This window comes from Streptomyces albidicamelliae (assembly GCF_025642175.1).
In the GTDB taxonomy this organism is placed as follows: Bacteria; Actinomycetota; Actinomycetes; order Streptomycetales; family Streptomycetaceae; genus Streptomyces; species Streptomyces albidocamelliae.
In genome coordinates this window covers 8,250,216-8,276,824 of sequence record NZ_CP106795.1, presented here as the reverse complement: position 1 = coordinate 8,276,824, position 26,609 = coordinate 8,250,216, and the positions used below count along the sequence as shown (strand labels likewise).

Genomic DNA, 26,609 nt, shown 5'->3' with positions numbered 1-26,609 from the left:
CGTGACGACGACAACTACGAGAACCGGCGCCGACGGCTTCGTCGAGACGTTGCGGGCCCACTCGCGGCAATACCACGACCATCACCCGTTCCACGTCCGGATGAACGCCGGCAGGCTGAGCCCCCGGCAGATCCGTGGCTGGGTCGCCAATCGCTTCTACTACCAGGAGAACATCCCCCGCAAGGACGCCGCGATCCTCTCCAACTGCCCCGACCTCGAGGTCCGCCGCCGCTGGATCCGACGGATCATCGACCACGACGGTACCGCCGACGGCGAGGGCGGCATCGAGGCATGGCTGCGCCTCGGCGAAGCCACGGGGCTGACCCGCGAGGAGATCCGCGACCACCGGCACCTGGTACCCGGTGCGCGGTTCGCCGTCGACGCCTATGTGAACTTCACCCGGGCACGCCCGTGGGTGGAGGCAGTAGCGTCCTCGCTCACGGAGCTGTTCGCGCCCGACCTGATGGCAGCGCGGCTGCAGGCCTTCGAACGGTGGTACCCGTGGATCGACCCCGAGGGCCTTGCCTACTTCCGCTCCCGCCTGGAGCAGGCACCCCGCGACTGCGAACACGCCCTCGAGGTGGTCACCGCGCACTGCCTCTCCGCCGAGTCCCAGGCCCGTGCCATCGACGCGCTGTCGTTCAAGTGCGACGTCCTGTGGAGCCTGATGGACGCAATCGACCAGGCCTACCCGGAGTGACCATGGACCCGCCCCCTACCGGAACGACCCAGACCGGTACCAGGACCCGACCCGGCGTCGAAGTGTCGGACTTTGACCGGCCCCGGTTGCCGCGGCATGTCAGGCTGGCCTTCTGCCGGACCAGGAGGCGTCGGATTCTGCTGCACCCCGAGACGGTAGTGGTTCTGAACGGCAGCGGCGGGGCTGTCATCGAGTTGTGCGACGGGCGGCACACCGTGACCGAGATCGTCACCGAGCTGGGCGCGCGCTACCAGGCCGTCTCCGAGGACGAGGTGCGACAGTTCTTGACCCAGCTCGTCTCCCGGCGCTGGCTGGAGCTCACCGATGGATAGCCCGTTCGGATTGCTCGCCGAGCTCACCTACCGGTGTCCGCTTGCCTGCCCGTACTGCTCCAACCCGCTGAACATGGCCGGCTACCAGGACGAGCTGACCACCGACGAGTGGCGGCGCGTGCTGGCCGAGGCAAGCGAACTGGGCGTTCTCCAATGTCACCTGTCCGGAGGGGAGCCACTGCTGCGGCGCGACCTGGGGGAGATCGTGGCGCACGCCCACGACGTGGGCCTCTATACCAACCTCATTACCAGCGCCCTCGGGCTCTCGCGTTCGAAAGCCGAGGAGCTACGGGCCGCCGGCCTGGACCACGTTCAGATCAGCATCCAAGCCGACGAGCCGACCGTGTCCGACCGCATCGCCGGCACCCCCTCCTTCCAACGCAAGATCGAGGCGATGGGCGTCGTCAAGGAACTGGGCTGGCCGCTCACCATGAACGTGGTGCTGCACCGGCACAACATCGACCGCGTCGCCGACGTGCTCGCACTGGCCGAAGACGTGGGCGCCGACCGGCTGGAGCTGGCCAACACCCAGTACTACGGATGGGCGTGGCGAAACCGAGACGCGCTGCTGCCGAGCCGGGCCCAGCTTGAGGCGGCCGAGGTCGTCGTGCGGGCAGCCCGCGAGCGGCTGCGGGACCGCATGGACGTCATCTACGTCATCCCCGACTACTACAGCCGCTTCCCGAAACCCTGCATGGGCGGCTGGGCCTCCCGGCAGCTGACCGTGACGCCGAACGGTGACGTCCTGCCCTGTCCGGCCGCCCAACCCCTGCCGCTGCCGCGGGCCAGCGTCCGGGACGAGCCGCTGGAGCGGATCTGGGCCGAGTCCCCCATAATGACCGCGTTCCGGGGGACCGACTGGATGCCGGAGCCCTGCCGGAGCTGCTACCGGCGGGAGTTGGACTTCGGTGGGTGCCGCTGCCAGGCGTTCCTGCTCACCGGTGACGCGGCCCGCACCGACCCGGTCTGCTACCTGTCCCCCGACCACGACCTCGTCGTCCGGGCGGTCGAAGCCGCCAACGCCGACTCGCGGTCCGACGATCCTCCGCTGATCCCCCGCCCGCACCGGCCCGGGCTGCCGGCTATCGCCCCGCCACAGGGTCGCCGAGGCGGTCGAGGCCACCAGGGCTGACCCGCAGGTCGGTGGCCTTTCCGTTGCCCCTTTGCAGGCCGACCGCCTCCCGGCGGAGCGGGTCAGTTGCCGAACCACAACGGCAGCGCCGCTGCGGCAATGATCAAGGTGACCCCACTCAACAGGTCCGAGCGAATCCGGATGAGCCGCGCCGCGGCCCGCCCGAGCTGCAGACCGACCAGCGACAACACTGCTGTCATCACGCCGAAAGTGGCGGCCGAGAACCACGGCGAGATACCAAGGACTCCCAGGCTCGCACCTGCGAACAAATTGTCCAGGCTCAGCGTCAACGGAATGCCGAACAACGCCCACGGGTGGTCCAACTCGTCCGGCTCGGGGTTCCGAAGGGACGAGATGACGAGATAGAGGCCGTACCCGCCGAGCGCGCCCGCGCCCACCACATCGGCGACGTCCCCTACGGATTCCCCGATCTGGTGACCGATCAACAGCCCGACCAAAGGCATAACGGCGTCCCACAGTCCGAAGGTCAGCGCGACCTGCACCGCGCGCTTCAAACCAAATGGGACCGTGCCGAGCGCGATCGATACCCGGAAATTATCGAGACTGAGTACAAAACCCAGGACCAGTATCTCCCAGATCATGGCGACGCCACTGCCCGATGACGACCGGCGTCGGCGAATGCGACTCCGCCTCGGCTCACCTCCACCATGTTCTACAGAGTATCTCAGCCCGGTCGACTGATAAACTGGAAAGCCAAATTCCGGGGCGAATTAGCCGAGTACGAAGCCGAATAGCAGAAACGGACGCTGGAACGGCGACCCGGCCCGTCCGCCCCTGACAGAGGGCGTGAGGCTCGGCTTGGCTGACGGTCCGACCCGGCTGTGCGTCGCCTTGGACTGTCTGGCGTCGGCGCGCTGTTGAGCGGCGGTCCTGGACGCGTTTGGGAGAGGACTCGGCCGGGCCGGGTTCAGGAGACGTCAGCCGTCAGGTACGTCAGGTACACCCCTCCCCCACAGTCGGGCATCTTCCGCAGGGCCCAGCGGCCCCGGACGGTCGCGGTGAAGAAGTTCGACTCGGCGTCGTCCTCCTCCACTTCGCCCTCCTCAGGGATGTACCCGGCCTTGGGCAGCCGCGTGTGCAGGAACGCCAGGGTGGTGTCGAAGCCGCCCCGTACGACGGTGGTGACGACGAGTCGGCCGCCGGTGCGGTGCTCCACCGAGGTCACGACCGCGCCGTCGGGCACCGGCAGGTTCGCGGGAAAGTCCTTGGGGAGAGGCAGCGAGGCTGCCGTGGGACAGCCGTCGGGCGCGGCACCGGCCGTATTCCCGGCCGGCGCCTCGGTTGCCCGCTTCACCGGGTCCTGCGTCGCCCCCGGGTGCTCGGCGTGGTTGCCCGCCGCCGAGCATCCGGTGACCGCGGCCAGGCTGAGGACGGCTCCTACCAGTACGGCAGCCGAGAGCGAGGGTCTCATCTAGTGGCTTCCTCCGGGCTTCTTGTGCTTGCCGCTGACCACGGCGTCGTACGCTCCGTAGAGCGTGTTGCCGGAGGACTGGCGGGCGATGGATGCCAGGGCGTCGTAGTTCTGCGCTCCTCCGGTCGCGCAGGTGCCGGTGCAGCCGTCGGCGTAGGCGGCGAGCACGCGGCCCTGGGCGTCGGTGGTGACGTCGACGAAGTCCAGGAGATTGCGGTCCTTGCCACAGGTGGTACCGCCCGTGCAGATCGAACCCCTCTGGACGGGGTCGGTGGGGGTGGCGTCGGCGGTCACCCAGGACTGGCCGCCGTCATAGGTGGTGGCCACGTACAGGTGCCACACTCCCGGGAAGGCCGGGTCCTGGTAGTTGCCGCCCGTGGTGGTGCCGAGGAAGGCGAAGGCGGCGCGGTTGTCGTCGCCCGCGGTCACGGTGGGGAAGACGACGTTCTTGATGCCGAGGGCCGCGCCGACGTTCTGGTCGTACAGCCACGTCTTGCCCTTGTCGTGGCTGACGGCGATACGGGGCGTGCCGTCGCTGTTCTGGTAGCCCATGTAGACAGTCCCGCCGGCTCCGATCCCCACGCTCGGGTCCGAGTCACCGGCCGTGCTGGACGGGTTCTTGCGGACGGTCCACGTCAGCCCGTTGTCCTCGGAGACGGCCACGGCTTGATGGTCACCGCAGCCCTTGTTGGGCACGTACACCGTGCCGTCCGGGGCGACCCTCACATGTCCGTGCAGGCCGCCGCAGTCCAGCAGCGAGTACATGGCAACGGCGGGCCCGTACGTCAGGCCGCCGTCCCGGCTGACCGCGCAGGAGGCATCAGCGATGTCCTGCGAGCAGTAGTAGACGGCATGCGGGTACGACGTGAGGGCGCCTGGTCCGCCCGGGGCGAAGGGGCCACCGCCGATGGTCTGGTGGTCCACACCGGAGTTGATGCCCGAGCCGGCTGTCGGCGTCCACGTTTCACCGTCGTCGTCGGTGTAGCAGGTCAGCGCGGTCTTGCCGGCGAGCTGCGACTCGAAGGTGCGGTGGGTGACCGGGTCGGTGAACAGGATCGGGTCGAGGCTGGTGGTGCTGCCCTGGGGGCAGCCGTTGGCCGCGATCGCGCTTTTGTCCTGCCATGTGGCCGCACCGGCACTGTCGTACGTGACCTTGAGCGTCGAGGTGTACGCCTGGAACATCGCGGCGCCGCTCGCACGGTCGACGCCGATCGAGGGTTCACCGGCGTTGTGCGCATCCATGATGCCATCGGGTGCCCAGGAGTTCGCGTACGTCGGCGGTGTGGCCGTGCTCGGCGGTGGATCGACCGGAGCGGTGATCAGGCTTGCGGTGCCGGTGAAGCTGTCGCCGAGCGGGGCGTACGGCACCACGCGCACGGTGTACGACGCCGACACCGCCGGAAGCAGCACGGTCTCGGGGTCGCCGGATGAGGCTGAGGCGGCCACCTCCCGGCCGTCCGCGTCGAGGACGTACAGGTCGAAGTCTGCGGCGGAGTCCGGCCATCTGACGTCGATACGCAGGCCGTGACCGGCGTCGAAGTCCGCGGGCACCGACACCTTGAGGGCGTAGTCGTCGCAGGGTTGCGCAGTCGTGCAGCTCACCGTCCCGGCAGTGCCGGAGACGTTCGGGACGGCGGAGGGACCGGCGCTCCATGTGGTCGTGGGCGCGGTGTCGCTGACCGATCCGGAGGGCGGGGTGGCGGCGTCAGCGGCCGCACTCGGCAGGGTTGCGGCGATGAGCGCCGACAACCCGACGGCGAGACGCCCCCGTGATCGCGGGTGGTGGTGAAGACGGCGTGTGGAGAGGAGAGCCACAGGTACCTCGTGGGTTCGCGAGTCAGACGGAGGGTGGTGATGTGTGGCGGTAGGGGTGATGCCTTCGTCTGCTCTACGGGGAGGCGGGCGGCGTCCGTCGCGAGAAAACGGACTCTTCTCGAAGGAGGCCGAACGGCGCGCGGGCCCGCCATACCATTCGGGCCGCGCCCCACTCCCCTGCGCGACTGCGCAACAGCACTTACGGAGGCCTGGTCAGAGGGCGTCGACGCCGCTCACCTTCCAGCCGTCGGAGGTGCGGGTGAGCGTCATACGCACCCGGTTGAGGTCCAGCCGGGGCTGCGGGACCTGAGTGCTTCGGGTGACCTGGTTGACGAAGAGCAGGACGACGGCCCGGTCCGGTGTTGCCGACACGACGGACACCGCCGGGGCGCTGCCGTCGGCGGGTGTGGCCACGGTGGCTTTCACCACGCCGTGGTACTTCGTCGCGGTCGGCGCGACCGCCGCCTTCGTGGTCTTGCCGTACTGGTCGCGGAAGTGGCCGGTCAGCAGGCCGTGGGCCCGGGAGAAGTCCCGGTCCAGGTGCCGGTAGTCGTACGACAGCACGACCGGCGCCGCCTCACGCGCGGCTGCCACGGCCTCGCCGCGGGCCTGCTCCGTCTGCCGCTCCTGCACGTACTGCCACCCGAGTACGGCGACCGTGATCAGGGCCGCCACGAGGACGACGCCCAGCACTGCGGTGAGCACGCCTGGCCGGCCGGCCTTGCGCGGGCGCGCGCCGTCCTCTGGCTCCTCCTCGAACGACTCGGGCTCCGGCGGGTCCTCCCAGCCGTTCGTCGGGGGCTCGACGAGCAGGGTGCGCCCGGAGGGAGTTCGCTCATCCTGGTCGGCGCCCCGCTCGGGGCGCACGGGCCGTCCGGCGCGCTTGGCCGCGGCGCGGGCGGCCGCAGTCATGGTGCGCCGAGCCGGTGAGCCGGTCCCGCGGGTGCGGAAGGTGGGAATTGCCACGGTGTCTCTCCTCATTGATGGCCGTACAGTCGGTTCAGCCCACGAACGTGACATCGGAGGTCAGCCAGCGTCCGGCCACGCGCGTGAGGTCGAGCTGGAGCCGGTAGGTGCGCGCCTGGCCCTCGGGCGCGCCGGTGTTGGTCACCTTGCTGTCGGCCACGACAAGGACCCGCGCCGAACGCGCGTCGGACCGCACGATGCCCGCTTCCAGGACCTGCCCCTGTGATACCGACTTGTTCTGCGCGACCAGCTTCGTCAGTTGTGCGGTCTGCGCGGCGAACTCCTTCTTGAACTCGCCGGTGGCGCCCTTCAGCACATTGCCGCTGTCCCGGTCGTAGTGCCGGTAGTCGAGGGAGGTGAAGTTCAGCGCCGACTGGCGGGCCGCCGCGAGGATGTCCTGGCGGCGCTGTTCCACCGCGTGCTGGTCGGACAGCCTCACCCCCAGCCAGACACAGGGCACGGTCGTCAGCACCGTCACGGCGGCGAGCCCCGCCGACAGCAGCCTCACGCGTGCGCCTCTCCCGCCATCGGTCCCACGAGCAGCCATTGCCACGACTCCTTTCCGAACACGGTCTTTTCTCCGCCCGTCGAGCCGATCTCGACGGGTGTTCCGTCCGGGCCGGTCGCGGTGCCGGTCTCCGGGTCGTACGGGGCCACGAACGCGGCCCGGTCGGCGCTGTACCGACCGGTGGTCGGGCCGGGCGCGTTCTGGGCACCACGCACCGAGGTCTTGCTGCCGCGCGGTACCGTGCAGCGCGCGTCGGTGTTCGCCGGGCGGGTGCTGGTGTCGGCAGGGTCGCGCCGCCGGGTGCCGTAGCCCTGGGTGCACGCGGGCGGGTCGTCGGCGTTCACGGTCATCCCGAAGTGGGTGGTGCCGTCACCGGGGATGACCGTGTAGCTGCCCGCGACCGTGAGCGGGAGCGTGACCAGGGCCTGTTCGACGCCGGGCAGCCGGGCCAGGGTGATCTGGCCGCCGCTGATGAGGTTGGCCAGCAGGACCGGCACGTGCGGCCGTGTGGACCTCAGCAGGGAGTCGACCTGCTGCGCGGCGGGTGGCGTGTTGCCGACCAGCCGGCGCAGGTCGCCGTCGCTCGACTTCAACTGCGCGGTCAGGGTGGCGAGATCGCGGGAGAACGACTTGATGGCCGGGCCCTTGTCGGCCTGGGTCTTGAGCACCTTCCGGGAGTCCTCGATCAGCGAGACCGTCTGGGGCAGCGACTCGGAGGCCGACTCCACCAGCGAGTCGCCGGAGTCCACCAGTCGGCTCAGGTTCGGCCCGGTGCCGACGAACGCCTTGCCCAGTTCGTCGACGGTGACCCGCAGATCGTCCTTGCCGACCGAGTTGACCAGTCGGTCGAGGCTGAGGACAAGGTCGGTGACCGCCAGCGGGGTGCGGGTGCGGCTGCGCGGGATCGGGCTGCCGTCCGTGAGGTACGGCCCGCCCGACCGCCGCGGTTGGAGGTCGACGTACTGCTCGCCCACCGCGGAACGGTCGGCGACCACCGCGAGCGTGTCGGCCGGGATCCTTGCGCCGTCCTCGATCTTGAGCGCCACCGAGACCCCGGACCCGGTCAGCCGCAGATCGCCCACGCGGCCTACCGGTACACCCCGGTAGGTGACCTCGGCGCCGGAGAAGATACCCCCGGACTCGGCGAAGTCGGCGCGCACGGTGTACCCGCGGTGCAGGACGTCGTCCACGAGGCCCGTGTACCGGGCGCCGACGTACGACACCCCAAAGACGGTGACGGCCGTGAAGGCGAGCAGTTGGGCCCTGACCGTACGGGTGATCACGGCAGTATTCCCTTCAGCATCAGCTCGGCAAGGCCGAGGTCGATCCCTGACGGGAGGCGACGCGCGCCGCCACGGATGCTGTAGGCGGCGGTGCACACCGGCGGGCACAGCAGGCTGCTGCCGTCGGAGGGCGTCGGGGGCGCGGAGGGCACGGGCGGGGTCGACGGCAGGGACGGGGTGGACGGCAGGGACGGGACGGAGGGGAGGGACGGGAGGGGGGCGGGAGTGGGGAGGCTGGGGAGGTGCGGTGCTCCGGGGGCCGGGGACTTCCTGCCCTTGCCGGGCTTGCCGGTGATGTTGCCGTAGAGGTTCGCCAGGTCGAGGTCGGCGGTGATCTTCAGGTTGACGTAGTCGCCCTTGACGGCGTCCGTCGCGTTGCGCGGGAACGGGTACGTGGTGAGGATCTCGAGGGAGTCGGGCAGGTCGTCGCCCGCCTTGTTCAGCTTTCGCAGGATGGGCTGGAGCTTTTTCAGGTCGGCGACGGTGTCGTCGTGGGAGGCGTTCACCACCTTGGTGGCCGTCTTGCCCAGCCCGGACAGGGCGGTGAGCATCTTCGTCAGGTCCTTTCGCTGGTCGGCGAGGGCCTTCAGGGCGGGTGGCATGGTGTCGACGGCCAGGGCGATCGTCTTCTTCTCCTTCTTCAGCCGCTTCGCGAGCCGGTCGACGCCTTTCAGCGCGCGTACGATCTCTGCCCGCTGGTCGTCGAGGCCGCCGAGGAACGTGTCGAGCTGCTTCAGCAGGGACCTGACCCGGTCCTCGCGGCCGCCGAGGGCCTTGTTCAACTCGACGGTGATCGTCTTCAGCTGGGCCACCCCGCCGCCGTTGAGCAGCGCGGACAGGGCCGCCAGCACCTCCTCTACCTCGGGGTTGCGGCCGCTGCGGGACAGCGGGATGCGGTCGCCGTCGCGGAGCCGTCCGAGGGGCCGCGTGCCGGCCGGCGCGGACAGGGCGACGTACTTCTCGCCGAGCATGCTGGTCTGCCTCAGATCGGCGATCGCGTTGCCGGGCAGCTTCACCGAGTCGGCGACCCGGAGCCGCACGCGGGCGTGCCAGCCGTCCAGTTCCACCTTCTCCACCGCGCCGACGGTCACGTCGTTGACCTTGACCGCCGACTGCGGCACGAGGTCCAGGACGTCCCGGAATTCGACCGTGACGTGGTAGGCGTGACCGTCCGAGGCGGCGCCGCCGGGGAGCGGGACGTCGTACCAGCCGTTGAACTCGCAGCCGGTCAGGAGCAGGGAGCCGACCGCCGCCCAGGCTGCCGTCCGGCCCTTGCGCCGCGCGCTCATGCCGGTGCCTTCAGTATTCCGCCGAGGGTCTTGTCGACCGTACCCGTCGACGCGGGAGCCGACGGAAGCTCGGGGAGGGAGTCGAAGAGTTTCTTCAGGTCGGCACAGTCGTCGTGGTCCTTGCCGGTCGTTTTCAGGATCGAGCAGAGAACGGAAGCCGGATCCTGCGAGGACTGCGGGTTGTTGCGGGTGTCGAGCGTGCCGGCGGCGGGGTCGTAGGCGTTCTGCAGGTTCGACAGGCCCGTGGGGGCGACGGTCAACAGCTCCTCCAGAGCTTTCCGTTGGGTGACGAGGACCTTGGTGACCTTGGCCAGGCCCCGCACGTTCGAGGTCAGCGCCTTCTTGTTGCCCTTGACGAAGCCGGACACGTCACCGAGCGCGACGGCCAGGTATTTCAGCGCGGCCGCGAGATCCTTGCGCTCCCCGGCGAGTTGCCCGGCCACGACGGCGAGGTCGGAGTTGAACGAGCGCACGCTGGTGTCGTCCGCCGCCAGCGCGGCCGTGAACACCTGCAGATTCCGCACGGTCCCGAACAGGTCGCCGCGCCCGTCGGACAGCGTGGTGACCGCCTGGGACAGGTCCCGCACCGTCTGGTGGAGGTTCTCGCCCTGCCCCTGGAGGTTGTCCGCGCTCACCCCGAGCAGCCGGGACAGCGAGCCCTTTTTGTTGGCGCCGTTCGGGCCGAGCGCCTCGGCGGTGGTGTGCAGGCTGTCGAAGATCCGGTCCAGTTCGACGGGGACGGCCGTACGCGACTCGGGGATGACGTCTCCGTCCCGCAGCTCCGCGCCCTTGCGGTACACCGGCATTAGCTGCACGTAACGGTCGCTGACGACGGAGGAGTTGACGATGGCGGCTTGTGCGTCGGCGGGGATCCTGCGGCCCCGGTCGTACTCCAGCTCCACCCGTACCCGGTCGCCCTCCGGCGTGATCTCCCTGACCTCGCCGATGCGGACTCCGAGGACGCGGACGTCGGAGCCGGGGTAGATGCCGACTGTGCGCGGGAAGTAGGCCGTGACGCGGACGGGGCCGGGGGCCGCCGGCCAGAGGATCACGGCAAGGCCGATGAGGAGCGCGAGCGCGGGGAAGAGGGCCAGGAGTCTGCGGGTCATCGGGTGCCTCCCGTCCGTGGCGTGACCGGGGCGGCGACCAGGTTCTGGATGTAGGAGTCGAACCAGCGCCCGTTGCCGAGGGTGTTGCTGAAGAGCCGTATGTAGGGGGCGAGCAGTCGGACGCTGCGGTCGAGGCTGCTCTGGTTGCGTTCGAGCATCGTCACGAAGGTGTTGAGGTTCTTCAGGGCGGGTCCGATCTCCTTGCTGTTGTCGTCGACCAGGCCGGACAGCTCGACGCCCAGCAGTGCGGAGCTCTTGAGCAGCGTGTGGATCGCCGTGCGCCGTTTGTCGATCTCCTTGAACAGGGCGTCACCGTCCTTCATCAGCGCGGAGAAGTCCTTCGTGTGACCGGCCAGTATCTTGGTGACTCCGTTCGCGTGGTCGAGGAGCCCTCGCAGTGCCTTGTCACGGGCGGCGACGGTCCGGGAGATCCGCGACAGCCCCTTGATCGACGCCCGCACTTCCTCGGGAGAGTCCTGGAAGGTGACGGAGATCGTGTCCAGCGCCTTCGCGAGCCGGTCGGTGTCGACCTCTTCGGTGGTGGTCGTCAGGTTGCTGAAGGCCTGGACGACGTCGTAGGCCGACACGGTCCGCCCGAGCGGGATCTCGCTGCCCGCCTTCAGCCGGCCGGGCCCCTTCGGGTACAGGGCCAGGTACTTCGCGCCGAGGATCGTCTTGACCCGGATCGCCGCACCGGTGTCGGTACCGAATGCCGGGCGGCCATTCACCTTGAAGGCCACCTTGACGTGATCGCCGTCCAGGTCGACAGCCTCGACCTTGCCGACCTTGACCCCGGCGATCCGTACCTCGTCGCCCGGCTTGAGTCCGCCGGCCTCGGAGAAGGCCGCGCTGTAGGTGTCACCGCCGCCGATCAGCGGCAGGCTGTCGGCGTTGAAGGCGGCGACGGTGAGCAGCGCGAGGACGGCGAGGCCGACCGCGCCGATGACGACCGGATTGCGCTCGCGGAAGGGCTTCAGCCGTGGCCGCCGGAGCCGGATCCGGGGCAGCTTCGGGGGCAGGACACGCACCTTCACCAGGGGCTCGGGGCGGGGTGTGCGTCTCGGCAGCAGCCTGGGAAGCTTCGGCAGCTTCGGCGGCAGGACACGCACCTTCACCAGGGGCTCGGGGCGGGGTGTGCGTCTCGGCAGCAGCCTGGGAAGCTTCGGCAGCTTCGGGGGCAGGACACGCACCTTCACCAGGGGCTCGGGGCGGGGTGTGCGCCGCCTGACGCGCATGCTCATCCGCCGCACCTCGCTCGCGCCACGTGCATGTCCGGGGTGATCACCTGTCTGGTCTTCGGCAGCACGATCCGGCCGTCGAAGTCGCAGAGGTAGAAGTTGAACCACGAGCCGTACGAGGCGGTGCCCGTCAGTTTCTCGAGCTTGTTCGGCAGCCGCTTCAGGACGCCCTCCACGGTGTTCTCGTTCCTGTTCAGCGTTCCGGTGAGATCGCCGATCCCGCCGATGTCGTCCTTCAGCGGTGGACGCGCGTCCTCCAGCAGCCCCGACGTGGCGTCCGTGAGGTCGCCGATGCTCACCAGCGACTCCCCGATGGGCCTGCGGTCGGCGGACAGCCCCGAGACCACCCGGCGCAGCTGCGTGAGCAGACCGGAGAAACGGGAGCCGCGTTTGTCGAGCGTCTCCAGGACGGTGTTGAGGTTGTCGATCACCGACCCGATCAGCTTGTCGCGGTCGGCGAGGGTGCTGGTGAGCGAGGCCGTGTGCGCGAGCAGGCTGTTCACCGTGCCGCCCTCGCCCTGCAGGGTCCGGACGATCTCGGTGGCAAGCTGGTTGACGTCGCTCGGGCTGAGCGCGGCGAACAGCGGCTTGAAGCCGTTCAGCAGGGCGTTGAGGTCCAGCGCCGGCCGGGTCCGGGACAGGGGGATGGTGCCGCCCGGGCGCAGCCGGGTCGTGCCGTCGCCCGGGCCCTCGGTGAGCGCGATGTACCGCTGCCCGACCAGGTTGCGGTAGCGGACGACCGCGCGGGTCCCGGCGAGCAGCGGCCGTTCCGCGCTGACGGTGAAGGTGACCTCCGCCAGGGTCCGGTCCTTGATCCGGATGCCCTCGACCTCTCCCACCCGCACTCCGGCCACCCGGATGTCGTCGCCGGTCTCCAGCCCGGTGACGTCGGTGAACACCGCGTGATAGGTCTCCTTGGAGGTGAGGGAGACGTTGACGATGGTGGCGGCGAGCAGCGCCGTCGCCGCGATCGTGACCAGCGCGAAGAGGCTGAACTTGACCAGCGGGGCGGCGGTCTGCCGGGCTCCTGACCTGGTCATGCGACACTCACCGCCGTTCCGCGCGCGAGCGGCCCGAACAGCAGGGTCGCCACGGGCGGCACCTGGTCCGCGGGGACGCCCATGACCGGGGCCACGAGCGAGCCGACGGCCCGCTGCTCGGCCCGGGTGGCGGACACGCCGGCGCCTGCGGGCTGTGCGCCGCCGGAACCTCCGGCCGACGTACCGTCGTGGAGATGGGGCTTCGTCCCGGGCACCTGCGGATGCGGCAGGCCGCGGCAGTTCGGGCCGGACCGCTCGCCGTACACCGGTTCCTCGCCGGGCCGGTACGCCCCCTGCGGCCGGACGGCCTCGAGGGTGATCCGCATCTCGCCGCCCCGGAACGCGTCCTCGGACGCCTTCTCCTGCCGGACCAGGCCCCGGAACAGGCACGGGTACTCCGGGGAGTAGCGGGCGAACAGCTCCAGCGTGGGGCGGGACACCCGGCCCAGAGTGATCAGACGGTCGCCGTTCTCGGTCAGGAAGTCGTTCGCCGTGCCCGCCACGGAGGCGGTCGCGCGCAGAGCCGATGCCAACTGGTCCTTCTTCTCGGTGATCGTCCGGCTGGTGGTGACCGTGTTGCGCAGGATCCGCATCAGGTCGGGGGCGGCGTCGCCGTACACCTCGGCGGCGTCCGCGAACCGCGTGATGTCCTCCTTGAGTGAGGGCATGTGCGGGTTGATGCGGCGCAGGTAGCCCTCGACCCGGGTGAGGTTGTCGCCGATCCGATCGCCGCGTCCCTCCAGTGCGGTGGCGAACGCCGAGAGGGTGGCGTTGAGTTCGCCCGGCCGGACCGTGCGCAGCAGCGGCAGCAGGTCGTTCATCAGCCGCTGCACTTCGATGCCGGCCTTCGTGCGGTCCTGGGTGATGACGTCGCCCGCTCGGATGGGCCGGACCGGCGGGTGCGCGGCGCCGGCGGGAGCGACCAGGTCGACGTACTTCTCGCCGAACAGCGTCTTGGGCAGCAGCCTGGCGTGCACGTCCGCGGGGATGTACGACACGTACTGCGGCTTGAGCGCGATGTCGAGGTTCGCCTTCGTGCCGTCGGCGTGCACCTGGCGCACCTCGCCGACCAGCAGTCCGCGCAGTTTGACGTCGGCGCGTGGCTCGAGCTGGTTGCCGAGGGTGCCGGCCTCCAGGGTGATGGGCACGACGGAGGTGAACGCCTGCTGGTAGACGGCCACCGCGAGCGACAGCAGCAGCGCGAGCACGGCGAGGAACGCGATGCCGTACAGCCTGAGCCTGGTTCTGTGCGTGCGCACCGCTCTCACCCCGCTATCCGTACGGTCGTGTTGGCGCCCCAGATCGCGAGGCTCAGGAAGAAGTCCAGGACGTTGACGGCGACGATCGAGGTCCGCACTGCCCGGCCCACCGCGACGCCGACGCCGGCCGGGCCGCCGCTCGCGTGGTAGCCGTAGTAGCAGTGCACCAGGATGATCAGCACGGCGAAGACGATCACCTTGCCGAAGGACCAGAACACGTCGACGGGTGGCAGGTACTGGTGGAAGTAGTGGTCGTACGTGCCGGTCGACTGCCCGTAGTAGTCGGTGGTGATGGTGCGGGCGGCCAGGTACGAGGACAGCAGCCCGACCACGTACAGCGGGATCACCGCGACGAAGCCGGCGATCATCCGCGTGGTCACCAGGAACGGCAGCGACGGGATGCCCATCACCTCCAGCGCGTCGGTCTCCTCGCTGATCCGCATCGCACCGAGCTGCGCGGTGAACCCGGCGCCGACCGTCGCGGACAGGGCGAGCCCAGCCACCAGCGGGGCGATCTCCCGGGTGTTGAAGTACGCCGACAGGAATGCCACGAAGTTGGAGGTGCCGAGCTGGTTGAGGGCCGCGTACCCCTGGAGGCCGACCTCGGTGCCGGTGAAGAAGGACAGGAACGCGATCACGCCGACCGTGCCGCCGACGACGGCGAGCGCGCCGCGCCCGAAGCTCACCTCGGCGAGCAGCCGCAGGGTCTCCTTCTTGTAGCGGCGCAGGGTTCGGCCCGTCCAGGCCAGGGAGCGTCCGTAGAAGGACAGTTGTGCGCCCAGTTCTTCGAGTGAGCGCAAGGGGCGATCGAGGAGTTCTCGCGGTCTCATCGGCTAACCCCTCTGTGGGACGACCTGGAAGTACACGGCGGTCATCACGAAGTTGGTCACGAACAGCAACATGAAGGTGATCACCACGGACTGGTTGACGGCATCCCCCACGCCCTTCGGACCGCCCTGCGCCGTGAGCCCCTTGTATGAGGCGACGATCGCCGCGATGGCCCCGAACACCAGCGCCTTGATCTCCGCCGCCCACAGGTCGGACAGCTGGGCGAGGGTGGTGAAGGACGCCAGGTAGGCGCCGGGCGTGCCGTGCTGGAGGACGACGTTGAAGAAATAGCCGCCCGCGACACCGACCACTGAGACGAGGCCGTTGAGCAGCACGGCCACGACCATCGAGGCCAGCACCCGTGGTACGACGAGCCGGTGGATCGGGTCGATGCCGAGCACCTGCATCGCGTCGATCTCGTCCCGGATCTTGCGCGCCCCGAGGTCCGCGCAGATCGCCGTGCCGCCCGCCCCCGCGATCAGCAGCGCGGTGACGATCGGCGAGGCCTCCCGCAGCACGGCGAGCACGGACGCGGCACCGGCGAAGGACTGCGCGCCCAACTGCCGGGTCAGGCTGCCGATCTGCAGCGCGATGACGGCTCCGAACGGGATGGAGACCAGAGCCGTCGGCAGGATCGTGACGCTCGCGACGAACCACGCCTGCTGGATGAACTCCCTGGCCTGGAAGGGCCGTCGGGGAAGGGACCGGATGACGTCCAGCGCCATCGCGAAGAGATTGCCCGAGTGCCGCAGCGCACCCGTGGGCGAGAGCCTCATGCGCCCCTCACCCCCGTCCCGTGCAGTTCTGCCTCGCGCCTCGCGATCGCCTCCCAGCGGGGCGGGCGGTTGATGCCGGGGCTGGGAAGGAGGCGGGGAGTCGGCTCATCGGCCGGGCCGGCCTCGTCGATCTGGGCCAGCTCTTGCTCGACCTGGGCCGCGTCCTTCTCCTCCGCCATACCGATCGGCCCCTGCATCCGGCCGTTCAGGAACTGCCGTACGACGGGTTCGTCACTGGCCAGCAGCTCCTCACGGGGCCCGAACATCACCAGCTCGCGCCGGAACAGCAGTCCGATGTTGTCCGGGACCTGGCGGGCGGAAGCGATGTCGTGGGTGACGATCAGGAAGGTCGCGTGGATCTGTGCGTTGAGGTCGACGATGAGCTGATTGAGGTAGGCGACGCGGACCGGGTCCAGGCCCGAGTCCGGCTCGTCGAACAGGATGATCTCCGGATCGAGAACCAGGGCCCGGGCGAGCCCGGCCCGCTTGCGCATGCCGCCGGAGATCTCGCCGGGCAGCTTCGCCTCGGCGCCGATCAGTCCGACCATGTCCATCTTTTCGAGGACGATCCGCTTGATGTCGCTCTCGGACTTGCGGGTGTGCTCGCGCAGGGGGAAGGCGATGTTGTCGTAAAGGTTCATCGAGCCGAACAGCGCGCCGTCCTGGAACAGCACGCCGAACAGCTTCCGCACCTCGTACAGGTCGTGCTCGCGCAGGCGGGTGATGTCCCGGCCCGCGACCTTCACCGAGCCCTGCTCCGGCTTCAGCAGCCCCACGAGCGTCTTGAGGAACACCGACTTGCCCGTCCCCGAGGGGCCGAGCATCACCGAGACCTCCCCGGCGGGCAGCGTCAGCGAGACGTCCCGCCAGATGACCTGGTGGCCGAAGGACTTGGTCAGCCCTTCCACGCAGATCTCGACACCCATCCAGTTCCATCCTTCGCTCGCGGAGCCACTTCGACATCTGCTCTACGGGGAGGGGAGGGGCGTCCGTCGCGGCGGGCGAAGAATTTTTCGTGGAGGTGTGTACGGGGCGCTACGGCAGCTTCGGCGAAGGCGTCCTCGGGGCGGGGACGGAGAGCGGAGCGACCGTTGGGGCCGAGGCCGGGGGAAGCGAGGGGACCGACGAGGCGGCCGACCTCGTCGGCAGGTCCGGCAGGACGGTCGGCAGGCCCGCCACAGCGGTCGGCGGGTCCGGTACGACGGTCGGCAGGCCCGGCACCTTCGGCACCTTCGGCACCTCGGGCGCCTGCGGCACCGACAGCTTCGGGAGCGGGGACGCGGGGACCTCCGGCAGGGACGGCACCGGCACTCGCAGCGGCAACGACTTTTCCCCGGCTGGTGAGGGCGTCCGGCCCCGAGCCGCGGGCGCCGAGGGGGTGGGGGCGGGCGTCCTGGGGTGCGCCACCGGCCCGTTGCCTGGCCGCCGGGGGCCTGCGCATCGCTGGACAGGGTCGGCCGCGGCATCGGGCCGGTCCCGTTTCCGCCCCCGTCGAGCGTGTACGGCAGCACGAACCCCGCCACCACCAGGGTCGCCGCCGTCGAGGTGACCGCGATCACCTGGGCGTTGCCACCCCCGCGCAGCCGCCCGCGCCCGACCAGGAACAGCACGATCCCGAGCGTCGCGGCCAGCGAGGCGCGCAGCGTCCGCCGAGCCCGGGCCAGCAGCGACTCTACCGTCCGGTAGCTGAGCCCCATCCGCACCGCGACCTGGCTCACGTCCAGGTCCTCGGACCTCAGCCGAAGTGCCTCCGCCTGGCGGGCGGGCAGCTCACCGCTGCGCACGGCGAGCCACTTCGCCTCGGCCCGGTCGCACACCGCCTCCTCGACGGGTACCGGGCCCGGCGCGACGAGTGTGGGACGGCTGCCCACCTCGGCCTCGCGGTTGACCTGCCGGTATCGGTCGACACACAGCCGCATCGTCACCGTCGTCAGCCAGGCACCGAGCCGCTCGTCGTCGAGGTCCGGGCGTTCCGCGGCTCGTAGCATCGCCTCGTGAACGGCGTCCTCGGCGTCCTCCTGGCTCATGGAGCGCCGCCGGGCCACCTTGAGCAACTGCTCGCGATGGTTCCACATGCGCTGCCAACGCTCGTCGGTGGCCGCTGTGTCCGCAGGCATGTCCGTCGCCATGAGGGCCCCTTCGCACTCACCCGCCGGTCCTTTGCTTCCGGCCGTGGCGACATTACCGCCGGGTAGTGGCAGTTGTGGAGGGGGAGACGCTCATCATGTTTCAGCCGTTGCCGGTGGTCAGCGGCCCCGCGTCGGGCAGCACACCGCCGCCGGGCAGCGTGAGGGTCGGTTCGGGGATCGGAACCAGCGGCGTCTCCGACTCCTTCGGGACGTCGGCCTTGGGGGACGCGCTGGGGGATGATGAGGTGGGTGGCATCGACGGCGTGTGCGAGCGACCGGGGCCCGGCTTCCGGTCATCCGACGGCTTCGACGGCGAGGGCCGGGGCCTCTTGGGGCGGGACGGCTCCGGCCGGTCCGGCCGCGATCCGTCGGACGCGTCCGGCAGCACGCGGTACCCGGTCAGGTAGTACGCGTACCACGCCTTGACGGTGCGCAGATAGGCGTCCGAGTGGTTGTAGCCAAGGATCGCCCGGTCCAGGTCGGCGCGGCTCGACAGATCCCGGCCCCCCGCGCACAGGTAACGGCCGGCGGCGAGCGCCGCGTCATAGACGTTGTTCGGATCCGTCCGTCCGTCGCCGTTGCCGTCCGCTCTCCAGCGAGCCCAGGTGGACGGGATGAACTGCATCGGGCCGACCGCTCGGTCGTACACCGCATCCCCGTCGTACGCGCCGCCGTCGGTGTCCGGCACGATGGCGAAGGCGCCGCCGGTCAGCTGCGGGCCGAGGATGGGCGTCACAGTCGTACCGTCCCCGCTCACCCGGCCGCCCCTTGCCTGCCCGGACTCCACTTGGCCGATCGCGGCAAGCAGTTGCCAGCGCAGCCGGCAGCGTGGCGCGCTGCGCGCCAGCTCCTCCGCGGCACCCCGGTACGCGGCGTACACGCTCGCGGGCAGGTCACCACCGCCCGTCGCTGCCTGTACCGAACCCTTCTTCCGCGTTCGCAGCGGGGGGAGACCGGTGCGGTACGGGGTGTCGCCGGACGTGCTGAGGCCGCGCTCGGGGGGTGCCGCCTCCTGCCCGGGCTTCGCGGCCTCGGCCGAAACCGCCTTCGGTGCCTGCGATGCGGTCAGCACGGCCATGACCGCCGCCGCGACCGCCGTACCTCTGGCGCCCCTCAGTGCCTGCTTGAGTGCACGCGCTGTCACTGTGCAGCCCCCTCCGTGGGTGAATCCGTCATCTGCTCTACGCGGCCGGAGGACAGGTCCGTCGCACAAAGCCGAAGGGGCCGGGCGGGCGCCCGCTGCCGGAGCGGGGACGGATGCGTGTCTTTGAAGGTCCCAGGGTCAGGGCCTCCCCCGGTGCGCTACAGGAGTGACCCGAAAGACCAGGGAACCGGAACACCTTCAGCGATCCTCAGGAGGTGGCGCACCACGCCCAGCCTCGGCCCGGCCTGAGTCGGCCGAGCACCGAGCTGCCGCGCCATGTCCGACAGTGACGCCGCCGACACCTCCGGGCGCGGCTGCTCCGGCTCATCGAGCCGGCAGGCAGAGGACGGGGCGGCGCGGGCCGTCTGCATACGGTCCCGGCGTTCCCGTCCGCCACGCTCGGCCGTCGCCTGGAGACAGACGGGGTGACCGTCGGCCACCCGGCGAGTGACAAAGGCCCGGCAACCGTCCGTGGTCTCAGGTTTCCCTCGTGGCCGGCCTTCCCAGCGTCGTCGCGACGACGACCGATCCCCTGGCCCGCCGCGTACGGCTCGGTCGCATTCCTGCGAGCCTGGGCCCGACGGCCGGACCGGTGCTGCAGGGCGGTGACTGGCGCAAGGGTGAAGCCGAACACAGCGAACCTCCATCTCTGCTGATCAACAACCAGACCGCCAACACGACCGGCCGCGCCAGCAATCACTGGATCAGCGCTCCGATGCGCGTACAGGACGCGCCCCCCTCGAACTGGGGCCCGACGTCTCGCGGCCGCGCCCCACAGCTCTCAGCGCGGCGAACTCGCGGAGGCGAGGGGTCAGCGGGTGGGTGGGACGAACTCGGGCTGGTCGAGCAGGCGCAGCCAACTTCCGTCAGGCTGGCGCCGGACGACCTGCGCCCGGGCGCCGGCCCCGTCCATCGGAGGAGTCGAGGTGAGGGCGATGTCGCCACTGATCAGCGTGGGCAGCGGTTGTTCCTGCTCGAAACGGGGACGGTTGGCCAGCACCTTCTCCCACAGCGCACGAATCGCCTCCCGGCCCACAGTCTGGTCGCCGGGTGGATAGGCCATCACCGCACCCTCTTCGTAAAGTGCGGCGACCCCGGCCGCGTCACCGGCGTTGGATCGTTCCACGAACAAGCGGGTGATGTCCTCGGGCCGCATGGCCTTCTCGTACTCCGGCATGAATTCCTCCTGACGTCAGGCTTGGACGCTTCCAAGCGTGGCTGGCGACCGGCCAGAATTCCAACAGATGAATCTTCTAGGAACTAGAATCTGCAGTCATGGAGCTGAGGCAGCTGGAGTACTTCGTCGCGGTCGCCGAGGAGCAGAACTTCACCCGGGCAGCCGAGCGGGTGCACATCAGCCAGTCCGGCGTCAGCGCCCAGATCCGCCGGCTGGAACGGGAACTCGGAGCTGAGCTGTTCGACCGGTCGGCCCGCACCGTCACCCTCACCGTCGCGGGAAAGGCGGCGCTCGAACACGCCCGCGCCGCACTCGCCGCCGCTGGGGCAGTCGGCCAGGCGGTGGGCGAGGTGACCGACCTGATCCGGGGGCACCTCACCGTCGGGATGGTCATCGGCTGCAGCCTCACCCCGCTGTTCGACGCCCTCGCCGCGTTCCACCAGGCACATCCCGGTGTCGAGATCTCGCTGCTGGAGGACGGCTCCGACCGGCTCATCGAGGGGGTGCGCACCGGCACTGTCGACCTGGCACTCATCGGGGCGGCAACCGCCACCCCCGACGGGCTGGATGCGCTGACCATCATCAGCGAGCGGCTCGTCGGGGCAGTCCCGGCCGGGCACCCCTTGGCGAAACAGCGGCGGGTCACCCTGCGCGACCTGATCGCCTACCCGATCGTGTGCATGCCGCCCGGCACCGGCCTGCGCACGGTGTTCGACCAGGCCTGCGCCGCACAGAGCCTCCAACCCACGATCTCTCTGCAGGCCAGTGCCGCGGACGCCATTGCCGGCCTCGCCGCCCGTGGGCTCGCCGTCGCCGTCCTCACCGACTCCATGGCCGCGAGTCACCGCGGCCGGCTCACCGTCCGCACCATCGACGATGTCGATACACCCGCAGTGCTCGCCCTGATCTGGAAGAACACGCACAGCCCGGGGATGCGTGAACTGCTCGTGCACAGCCGGCAAGCATTCACCAAGCCCGACCCCTCGACTTCACCGCGAACCCACGGGCCTACCCCTGACATCAGGGCGACAGATCCTTGAGTTCCCACCGAAGTGCCTTCAATTTTCGCGAACTCGCCATCCAGTTCGTCGGCCTCGACAAGATCACCAACATGCACACGCTCACTCCAGCAGGTCCGCCTACGTCGCGGGTGCCAGCACGAACACGAGCCGCCCCAGTACTTCCTCCGCCGGTCAGCACAGGTTCTCGTCAGGGCAGTCCGACCGCAGGTACGCACGCCAGCCGCCGAACGAGGTGATGTCACGGGCACCCTCGACGGCCAGGGGCTCGCAGAGGAAGCCGGTCACCGAGCTGCCGTCCGCGAGTTCCACGCTGCCGAGCGCCATCGGGCGGGGCAGCGCCGCGGCCAGCGCGCCCAGCCCCTCGGCGGGCAGCCGCCACACCTCGGCCTCGACCGCTGCGCCGCCCGCGCCGACCCGGACCAGACCCGGCTTCGCGGGCTCCGTGTCCAGCGCGTACAGCCTGTAGACGGGAGCGGTCGTGGTGGTGCGCAGCAACCGGCCGCCCGCGGCGAGCAGTTGTCCGTTCAGGGGCTGCCCGGCCAGATGCGCCCCGACCACCGCCAGCGGCAGCGGCGGGGCGGTGAGCGGTGAGGCGATGCGCGCGAGCCGCTCGTCGGTGAAGGCCGGGCCGACCAGCATGACGCCGAACGGCAGCCCGTTCACCTCGCCGGCGGGTACGGCCACCGCCGCCAGGTCGAAGAGGTTGGTCGAGTTGGTGTAGCGGCCGAGCCGGGCGTTCGCGCCCAGCGGGTCGGCCGCTACCTCGGCGAGGGTCGGGTGGCCCGGTGCGGTCGGCAGCAGCAGGGCGTCCGCGTCGCCGAGCGAGGCCATCGCACGCAGCCGGAGGGACTCCAGCCGCCGCCGGTCCGCGTAGAGCTGGTGGGCTCGGACGTCCCCGGCCCGGGAGATGATGCCGGCCACGGTCGGGTCGAGGTCGGGCGAACCGGCGTGCGCGTCGACGAAGGCACCGACGGCGGTGTAGCGCTCGGCGACGAACGCGCCCTCGTACAGCATCGCGGCCGCCTCGGTGAAGGGTGCGAGGTCGACGGGCAGCAGTTCGGCGCCCGAGTCGGCGAGCTGTCGCGCCGCGGCCTCGAAGGCCTCGGCCCAGCCCGGGTCCAGGGGCCCGAGCTGCCTGGTCGGCGGTACGGCGATCCGCCACGGACCCGGCCGGCGTTCGACCGGGGCCTTCGGCGCGCGTCCGGACGGCGCCGCCATGAGGGACAGGGCCTGCTCGGCCGCCGGGAGCGTACGGGCGAAGACCGTGACGCAGTCGAGCGAGGCGCAGGCGGGGACGACGCCCTCGGTCGGCACCAGTCCGATGGTCGGCTTCAGGCCGACGATCCCGTTGAAGGCCGCCGGGATCCGGCCCGAGCCCGCGGTGTCCGTGCCGAGCGCGATGTCGGCGATGCCGAGCGCGACGGCGACCGCCGAGCCGGAGGAGGAGCCGCCGGACACGCGTTCCGGCGCGACGGCGTTGCGGACCGCGCCGTAGGGGCTGCGGGTGCCGACCAGGCCGGTGGCGAACTGGTCGAGGTTCGTGGTGCCGAGGACCACCGCGCCCGCCGCCCGCAGCCGGGCCACCGCCGGGGCGTCCGCGTCCGGCAGGTACGCGTACGCGGGGCAGCCGGCGGTGGTCGGCAACCCGGCCACGTCGATGTTGTTCTTGATCGCCAGCACCGTCCCCGCCAGCGGCAGCCGTTCACCGGCGGCTGCCTTCGCGTCGACCGCGGCGGCGTCCGCCTCGGCCTCCGCCCGCGGGCGCAGGCCGATCCACACCTCGGGCCGGTCCACCCGCGCGATGCGCGCGTAGGCGGCCCGTACCCGCTCCACCGCCGTGATCATGCCGCTGCCTCCAGGTTCCGGACGGGCGCGAGGACGACGAGGGCGGTACCCGCCTCGACCTGGCTGCCCGGCTTGGTCAGGACCCGTACCACGACACCGTCGGCGGGGGCCGGGACGCGGGACTCCATCTTCATGGCCTCCAGCACCAGGAGCGGCTGCCCGGCCGACACGTGGTCGCCGACCTCCACGCCGACCTGCCAGACGGAGGCGGTGAACTCGGCCTCGACCAGGTGGCCGCCTTCGGGCACCTCGATGTCGGTGGCAGGCGGAGCCACCTCCGTGGCCGACTCGGCACGTGCGAACTCGCCCGCCGCCTCCCAGGCCGCCCGCTCCGCGTCGAACGCCGCGCCCTGCCGAGCCCGGAAGGCGGCGATGGAGTCGGCGTTCTCGGTGAGGAACCGCCGGTGGTCGGCGAGCGAGAAGGACCCTTCCTCGATCCGCGGGACGAACCGGCCGGAGACGATGTCCGCACGCAGTTCCAGCAGTTCCTCCGGCTCGACCGGGTACCACCTGATCCGGTCGAAGAAGCGCAGCAGCCAGGGCCGGCCCGGCTCGAAGGCGCCGCGCTGCCGCCAGCCCGACCACACCTGGGTGGTGCGGCCGACGAACTGGTAGCCGCCGGGGCCCTCCATCCCGTAGACGCACAGGTACGCGCCGCCGATACCGACCGAGTTCTCCGCGGTCCAGGTGCGCGCGGGGTTGTACTTCGTCGTCACCAGCCGGTGCCGCGGGTCCAGCGGCGTGGCCACCGGCGCGCCCAGGTACACATCGCCCAGCCCCATCACCAGGTACTCGGCGTCGAAGACGGTGCGGTACACCTCGTCCACCGTCTCCAGGCCGTTGACGCGGCGGATGAACTCGATGTTCCAGGGGCACCACGGGGCGTCGTCGCGCACGCCCGCCATGTAGCGGGCGATGGCCTCCCGGGTCGCCGGGTCGTCCCAGGACAGCGGCAGGTGGACGGTGCGGCTGGGGACCACCAGCTCGTCGGTGGCAGGCAGTTCCTCCTCCACACGCCGGGCGATGCCGAGCAGTTCGTCCAGCGGCAGCACACCGGGGTCCGTCCGCACTTGGAGGGAGCGGATGCCGGGGGTCAGGTCGGCGATCCCGTCCGGGCGCCGCGCCTCCAGCGCCTGCGCGAGCGCGTGGATCCGCATGCGCAGTGCGAGGTCGAGCTGCATCGGGCCGTACTCGATGAGGAGGTTGTCGTCGCCGCTGCGCCGGTACGTCACCGACGGGCGGGTCCCCGTCTCCGGCAGGCGGGCGAGGACGCCGCCGTCGACGACGGGCGCGCGGTCGGCCCGCGGATCGGCCGAGGGGTTTCGTCGCAGACCGGCGGCCGCCTCGGTGGTGACGGGGACGAAGCGGACGGTGTCGCCGGGGCGGAGCTGCCCGAGTTTCCAGCGCTGCCCGGTCACGACCGTGGCCGGGCAGACGAAGCCGCCGAGGGAGGGCCCGTCGGGTCCGAGCAGGACGGGCATGTCGCCGGTGTAGTCGACGGCGCCGACGGAGTACGGGGTGTCGTGGATGTTGGACGGGTGCAGGCCGGCCTCGCCGCCGTCCGTCCGCGCCCACCGGGGCTTGGGGCCGACGAGGCGTACGCCGGTGCGCGCCGAGTTGAAGTGCACCTTCCAGTCCGCGCCGTAGAAGTCGTGGATGTCGTCCTCGGTGAAGAACTCGGGCGCGGCGTGCGGGCCTTCGACGGCACCGATGGACCACTCTCCGCCGAAGTCCGGGCGCCGGTCCGCGGGTACGGCGGAGGCTGCCGGGCGTCGTTCGCCGCCGTGCAGGACGTCGCCCGTGCGCAGGGCGCGGCCGCCGTGGCCGCCGAACCTGCCCAGGACGAAGGTGGCCGCGCTGCCCAGGAACCCGGGTACGTCGAGGCCGCCCGCGAACAGCACGTAGGTGCGCAGGCCGTGCTCGTGGGGTGCTCCGACGGCCAAGGTCTGCCCGGCCCCGACGGTGACCGACTCCCACTGCGGTACGGCGGTGCCGTCGACCGTCACCGGCGCGGGCGCGCCCGTGACGCAGACGGTCGTCGGGTGGGTGAAGCGCAGGGACGGTCCCTGAAGGGTGCACTCGAGGCCGGGCGCGCCCTCGGTGTTGCCGAGTGCGGTGTTGCCGAGGCGGAACGAGAGGTCGTCCATCGGCCCGCACGGCGGGACGCCGACCTGCCAGTGGCCGGTGCGTCCGGGCCAGTCCTGGACGGTGGTCAAGGTGCCCGGCGCGACGACCTCGACGCGAGGCGTGGGATCGCCGATCCCGGCGAGCGAGGCGGTGCTGTGGGCCGCCGCGCGCACGCCGGAGTCAACCAGCGCGGCCCGCACCAGGCCGAGGTTGGTCTCGATGCCGTCGAGGCGGGTGGCGGCGAGCGCCGCGTCCAGCCGGTCGAGCGCCTCGGCGCGGTCGGCGCCGTACGCGACGACCTTGGCGAGCAGCGGGTCGTATGAGGTGGTGACCTCGGTGCCGGTCTCCACCCAGGTGTCCACGCGGACCCCGGCGGGAAAGGCGACCCGGGTGAGCAGACCCGAGCTCGGACGGTGGTCGCGGGAGGGGTCCTCGGCGTAGAGGCGGGCTTCCACGGCATGGCCCTTCGGCACCGGCGGCGTGGTGACGACGGCGGTGTCGCCCTGTGCGAGGCGCAGCATCCACTCCACGAGGTCGACGCCGTAGATCTCCTCGGTGACCGGGTGCTCCACCTGCAGGCGGGTGTTGACCTCCAGGAAGTACGCCTCCTCGCGCGCGGCGTCGTACACGAACTCGACCGTGCCGGCGGAGCGGTAGCGGACGGAGGCGCACAGCTCGCGGGCGGCGGTGGTCAGTCGCTCACGGACCCGGTCGGGGAGGTTCGGCGCCGGGGCCTCCTCCAGGACCTTCTGGTTCCGCCGCTGCAACGAGCAGTCGCGGTCCCCGAAGGTGACGACACGGCCCTCGCCGTCCCCGAAGACCTGTACCTCGACGTGGCGGGCGGACTCCACGAGCCGTTCCAGGAAGACGCCGGCGGAGGAGAACGAGGCGGCGGCCACGCGCTGGACCCGTTCCCAGGCGTCGGCGAGGTCGCCGGCGTCGCGGCACGCCCGCATACCGATGCCGCCGCCACCGCCGGTCGCCTTCAGCATCACCGGGTAGCCGATCCCCTCGGCCGCGGCGAGGGCCGCGGCCACGTCGGGCAGCAGCCCGGTGCCCGGGGCCAGTGGCACGCCCGCCGCCTGCGCGGCCGCCCGCGCCGTGTGCTTGGCTCCGAACAGTTCGAGCTGTTCGGGGGTGGGGCCGACGAAGACCAGCCCCGCCTCGGCGCAGCGGCGCGCGAAGCCGGCGTCCTCGGACAGGAAGCCGTAGCCGGGGTGGACGGCGCCCGCCCCGGTGTCCTTGGCCGCCCGCAGCACCAGGTCGGCGTCGAGGTAGGACTGCTTGGCGGGGGCCGGGCCGAGCCGTACGGCCTCGTCGGCCAGCCGCACGTGCTCGGCCCCGCGGTCCGGGTCGGAGTAGACCGCGACGGTGCGCAGGCCGAGCCGGCGGGCGGTGCGGATGATCCGCGAGGCGATCTCGCCGCGGTTGGCCACCAGCAGGGTGTCGAACGTCATG

Annotated in this window: 23 protein-coding genes and 1 pseudogene; 4 read left to right on the top strand and 20 right to left on the bottom strand. The window is 70.9% G+C overall.

Annotated features, from left to right (window positions below; translation table 11 throughout):
• Position 1 precedes the first annotated feature (1 nt).
• From pqqC to pqqE, 3 genes are read left to right on the top strand one after another with little or no spacing between them, the layout of a single operon-like run.
• On the top strand, positions 2-700 hold the full coding sequence (gene pqqC, locus N8I86_RS37500) for a pyrroloquinoline-quinone synthase PqqC (RefSeq protein ID WP_073898624.1): 699 nt from the start codon (positions 2-4) through the stop codon (positions 698-700).
• A gap of 2 nt (positions 701-702) precedes the next feature.
• Positions 703-1,032: a pyrroloquinoline quinone biosynthesis peptide chaperone PqqD gene (gene pqqD, locus N8I86_RS37495; protein WP_073898622.1), complete on the top strand. Its 330-nt coding sequence runs from the start codon at positions 703-705 to the stop codon at positions 1,030-1,032.
• Positions 1,025-2,164 carry a pyrroloquinoline quinone biosynthesis protein PqqE gene (gene pqqE, locus N8I86_RS37490; protein WP_263279968.1) on the top strand — a complete coding sequence of 380 codons (1,140 nt, stop codon included), beginning with the start codon at positions 1,025-1,027 and terminating at the stop codon, positions 2,162-2,164. The genes pqqD and pqqE overlap by 8 nt, the downstream gene beginning before the upstream one ends.
• A gap of 62 nt (positions 2,165-2,226) precedes the next feature.
• On the opposite strand, the gene N8I86_RS37485 is transcribed toward pqqE, so the two are convergent.
• From N8I86_RS37485 to N8I86_RS37395, 18 genes and pseudogenes are all read right to left on the bottom strand, one after another.
• The gene (locus tag N8I86_RS37485; RefSeq protein WP_073898618.1) at positions 2,227-2,766 is read right to left on the bottom strand and encodes a manganese efflux pump MntP; all 540 of its coding nucleotides are present in this window, start codon (positions 2,764-2,766) and stop codon (positions 2,227-2,229) included.
• A 326-nt stretch (positions 2,767-3,092) separates the two neighbouring features.
• The gene (locus N8I86_RS37480; RefSeq protein WP_263279967.1) at positions 3,093-3,596 is read right to left on the bottom strand and encodes a hypothetical protein; all 504 of its coding nucleotides are present in this window, start codon (positions 3,594-3,596) and stop codon (positions 3,093-3,095) included.
• Positions 3,597-5,198, bottom strand: coding sequence for a sialidase family protein (locus N8I86_RS37475; protein WP_263279966.1), 1,602 nt, complete (start codon positions 5,196-5,198; stop codon positions 3,597-3,599).
• 426 nt (positions 5,199-5,624) lie between these two features.
• A complete protein-coding gene (locus N8I86_RS37470; protein ID WP_263279965.1) occupies positions 5,625-6,377 on the bottom strand; it encodes a hypothetical protein in 753 nt (250 codons plus the stop codon).
• A gap of 34 nt (positions 6,378-6,411) precedes the next feature.
• Positions 6,412-6,924: a hypothetical protein gene (locus N8I86_RS37465; protein WP_263279964.1), complete on the bottom strand. Its 513-nt coding sequence runs from the start codon at positions 6,922-6,924 to the stop codon at positions 6,412-6,414.
• Positions 6,882-8,168 (bottom strand): MCE family protein, encoded by a 1,287-nt coding sequence (locus tag N8I86_RS37460; protein WP_263279963.1) that lies wholly within the window; start codon positions 8,166-8,168, stop codon positions 6,882-6,884. Before N8I86_RS37460 ends, N8I86_RS37465 begins: the two co-directional genes overlap by 43 nt.
• Entirely contained in the window at positions 8,165-9,457 is a 1,293-nt protein-coding gene (locus N8I86_RS37455) for an MCE family protein (protein WP_263279962.1), read from the bottom strand. The genes N8I86_RS37460 and N8I86_RS37455 overlap by 4 nt, the downstream gene beginning before the upstream one ends.
• The gene (locus tag N8I86_RS37450) at positions 9,454-10,566 is read right to left on the bottom strand and encodes an MCE family protein (protein WP_198960495.1); all 1,113 of its coding nucleotides are present in this window, start codon (positions 10,564-10,566) and stop codon (positions 9,454-9,456) included. Before N8I86_RS37450 ends, N8I86_RS37455 begins: the two co-directional genes overlap by 4 nt.
• Positions 10,563-11,585 carry an MCE family protein gene (locus N8I86_RS37445; RefSeq protein ID WP_404830892.1) on the bottom strand — a complete coding sequence of 341 codons (1,023 nt, stop codon included), beginning with the start codon at positions 11,583-11,585 and terminating at the stop codon, positions 10,563-10,565. The genes N8I86_RS37450 and N8I86_RS37445 overlap by 4 nt, the downstream gene beginning before the upstream one ends.
• A 218-nt stretch (positions 11,586-11,803) precedes the next feature.
• The gene (locus N8I86_RS37440) at positions 11,804-12,844 is read right to left on the bottom strand and encodes an MCE family protein (RefSeq protein WP_263279961.1); all 1,041 of its coding nucleotides are present in this window, start codon (positions 12,842-12,844) and stop codon (positions 11,804-11,806) included.
• Positions 12,841-14,103 carry an MCE family protein gene (locus N8I86_RS37435; RefSeq protein WP_385325805.1) on the bottom strand — a complete coding sequence of 421 codons (1,263 nt, stop codon included), beginning with the start codon at positions 14,101-14,103 and terminating at the stop codon, positions 12,841-12,843. Before N8I86_RS37435 ends, N8I86_RS37440 begins: the two co-directional genes overlap by 4 nt.
• A 5-nt stretch (positions 14,104-14,108) precedes the next feature.
• On the bottom strand, positions 14,109-14,933 hold the full coding sequence (locus N8I86_RS37430) for an MlaE family ABC transporter permease (protein WP_263279959.1): 825 nt from the start codon (positions 14,931-14,933) through the stop codon (positions 14,109-14,111).
• A 3-nt stretch (positions 14,934-14,936) separates the two neighbouring features.
• Positions 14,937-15,707 carry an MlaE family ABC transporter permease gene (locus tag N8I86_RS37425; RefSeq protein WP_073898597.1) on the bottom strand — a complete coding sequence of 257 codons (771 nt, stop codon included), beginning with the start codon at positions 15,705-15,707 and terminating at the stop codon, positions 14,937-14,939.
• Positions 15,704-16,633 (bottom strand): ABC transporter ATP-binding protein, encoded by a 930-nt coding sequence (locus N8I86_RS37420; protein ID WP_073898595.1) that lies wholly within the window; start codon positions 16,631-16,633, stop codon positions 15,704-15,706. Before N8I86_RS37420 ends, N8I86_RS37425 begins: the two co-directional genes overlap by 4 nt.
• A 109-nt stretch (positions 16,634-16,742) precedes the next feature.
• A complete protein-coding gene (locus N8I86_RS37415) occupies positions 16,743-17,030 on the bottom strand; it encodes a hypothetical protein (protein WP_263280233.1) in 288 nt (95 codons plus the stop codon).
• A gap of 371 nt (positions 17,031-17,401) precedes the next feature.
• Positions 17,402-17,734 (bottom strand): annotated as a pseudogene (locus N8I86_RS37410) (RNA polymerase sigma factor); the annotation flags it as partial.
• 202 nt (positions 17,735-17,936) lie between these two features.
• Positions 17,937-18,980, bottom strand: coding sequence for a lytic transglycosylase domain-containing protein (locus tag N8I86_RS37405; protein WP_317633638.1), 1,044 nt, complete (start codon positions 18,978-18,980; stop codon positions 17,937-17,939).
• A gap of 811 nt (positions 18,981-19,791) precedes the next feature.
• Positions 19,792-20,157, bottom strand: a complete 366-nt coding sequence (locus N8I86_RS37395; RefSeq protein WP_073898588.1) for a YybH family protein — start codon at positions 20,155-20,157, stop codon at positions 19,792-19,794.
• Between the two features lie 98 nt (positions 20,158-20,255).
• Here N8I86_RS37395 and N8I86_RS37390 point away from each other — a divergent pair, with 98 nt between their 5' ends.
• Positions 20,256-21,197 (top strand): LysR family transcriptional regulator, encoded by a 942-nt coding sequence (locus N8I86_RS37390; protein WP_263279958.1) that lies wholly within the window; start codon positions 20,256-20,258, stop codon positions 21,195-21,197.
• Positions 21,198-21,350: 153 nt separating this feature from the next.
• Here N8I86_RS37390 and atzF read toward each other — a convergent pair whose 3' ends face one another.
• Together atzF and uca are read right to left on the bottom strand one after the other, a co-directional pair.
• Positions 21,351-23,024 carry an allophanate hydrolase gene (atzF, locus tag N8I86_RS37385; RefSeq protein WP_073898584.1) on the bottom strand — a complete coding sequence of 558 codons (1,674 nt, stop codon included), beginning with the start codon at positions 23,022-23,024 and terminating at the stop codon, positions 21,351-21,353.
• A complete protein-coding gene (gene uca, locus N8I86_RS37380; protein ID WP_263279957.1) occupies positions 23,021-26,608 on the bottom strand; it encodes an urea carboxylase in 3,588 nt (1,195 codons plus the stop codon). Before uca ends, atzF begins: the two co-directional genes overlap by 4 nt.
• Between the last annotated feature and the right edge of the window lies 1 nt (position 26,609).

What these genes read in the sequence shown, in the direction of transcription:
- pqqD (WP_073898622.1), top strand. Translation starts at nt 703, where the DNA reads ATGGACCCGCCCCCTACCGGAACGACCCAGACCGGTACCAGGACCCGA.
- pqqE (WP_263279968.1), top strand. Translation starts at nt 1,025, where the DNA reads ATGGATAGCCCGTTCGGATTGCTCGCCGAGCTCACCTACCGGTGTCCG.
- N8I86_RS37485 (WP_073898618.1), bottom strand. Translation starts at nt 2,766, where the DNA reads ATGATCTGGGAGATACTGGTCCTGGGTTTTGTACTCAGTCTCGATAAT.
- N8I86_RS37480 (WP_263279967.1), bottom strand. Translation starts at nt 3,596, where the DNA reads ATGAGACCCTCGCTCTCGGCTGCCGTACTGGTAGGAGCCGTCCTCAGC.
- N8I86_RS37465 (WP_263279964.1), bottom strand. Translation starts at nt 6,924, where the DNA reads ATGGCTGCTCGTGGGACCGATGGCGGGAGAGGCGCACGCGTGAGGCTG.
- N8I86_RS37455 (WP_263279962.1), bottom strand. Translation starts at nt 9,457, where the DNA reads ATGAGCGCGCGGCGCAAGGGCCGGACGGCAGCCTGGGCGGCGGTCGGC.
- N8I86_RS37450 (WP_198960495.1), bottom strand. Translation starts at nt 10,566, where the DNA reads ATGACCCGCAGACTCCTGGCCCTCTTCCCCGCGCTCGCGCTCCTCATC.
- N8I86_RS37440 (WP_263279961.1), bottom strand. Translation starts at nt 12,844, where the DNA reads ATGACCAGGTCAGGAGCCCGGCAGACCGCCGCCCCGCTGGTCAAGTTC.
- N8I86_RS37430 (WP_263279959.1), bottom strand. Translation starts at nt 14,933, where the DNA reads ATGAGACCGCGAGAACTCCTCGATCGCCCCTTGCGCTCACTCGAAGAA.
- N8I86_RS37425 (WP_073898597.1), bottom strand. Translation starts at nt 15,707, where the DNA reads ATGAGGCTCTCGCCCACGGGTGCGCTGCGGCACTCGGGCAATCTCTTC.
- N8I86_RS37420 (WP_073898595.1), bottom strand. Translation starts at nt 16,633, where the DNA reads ATGGGTGTCGAGATCTGCGTGGAAGGGCTGACCAAGTCCTTCGGCCAC.
- N8I86_RS37395 (WP_073898588.1), bottom strand. Translation starts at nt 20,157, where the DNA reads ATGCCGGAGTACGAGAAGGCCATGCGGCCCGAGGACATCACCCGCTTG.
- N8I86_RS37390 (WP_263279958.1), top strand. Translation starts at nt 20,256, where the DNA reads ATGGAGCTGAGGCAGCTGGAGTACTTCGTCGCGGTCGCCGAGGAGCAG.
- atzF (WP_073898584.1), bottom strand. Translation starts at nt 23,024, where the DNA reads ATGATCACGGCGGTGGAGCGGGTACGGGCCGCCTACGCGCGCATCGCG.
- uca (WP_263279957.1), bottom strand. Translation starts at nt 26,608, where the DNA reads ATGACGTTCGACACCCTGCTGGTGGCCAACCGCGGCGAGATCGCCTCG.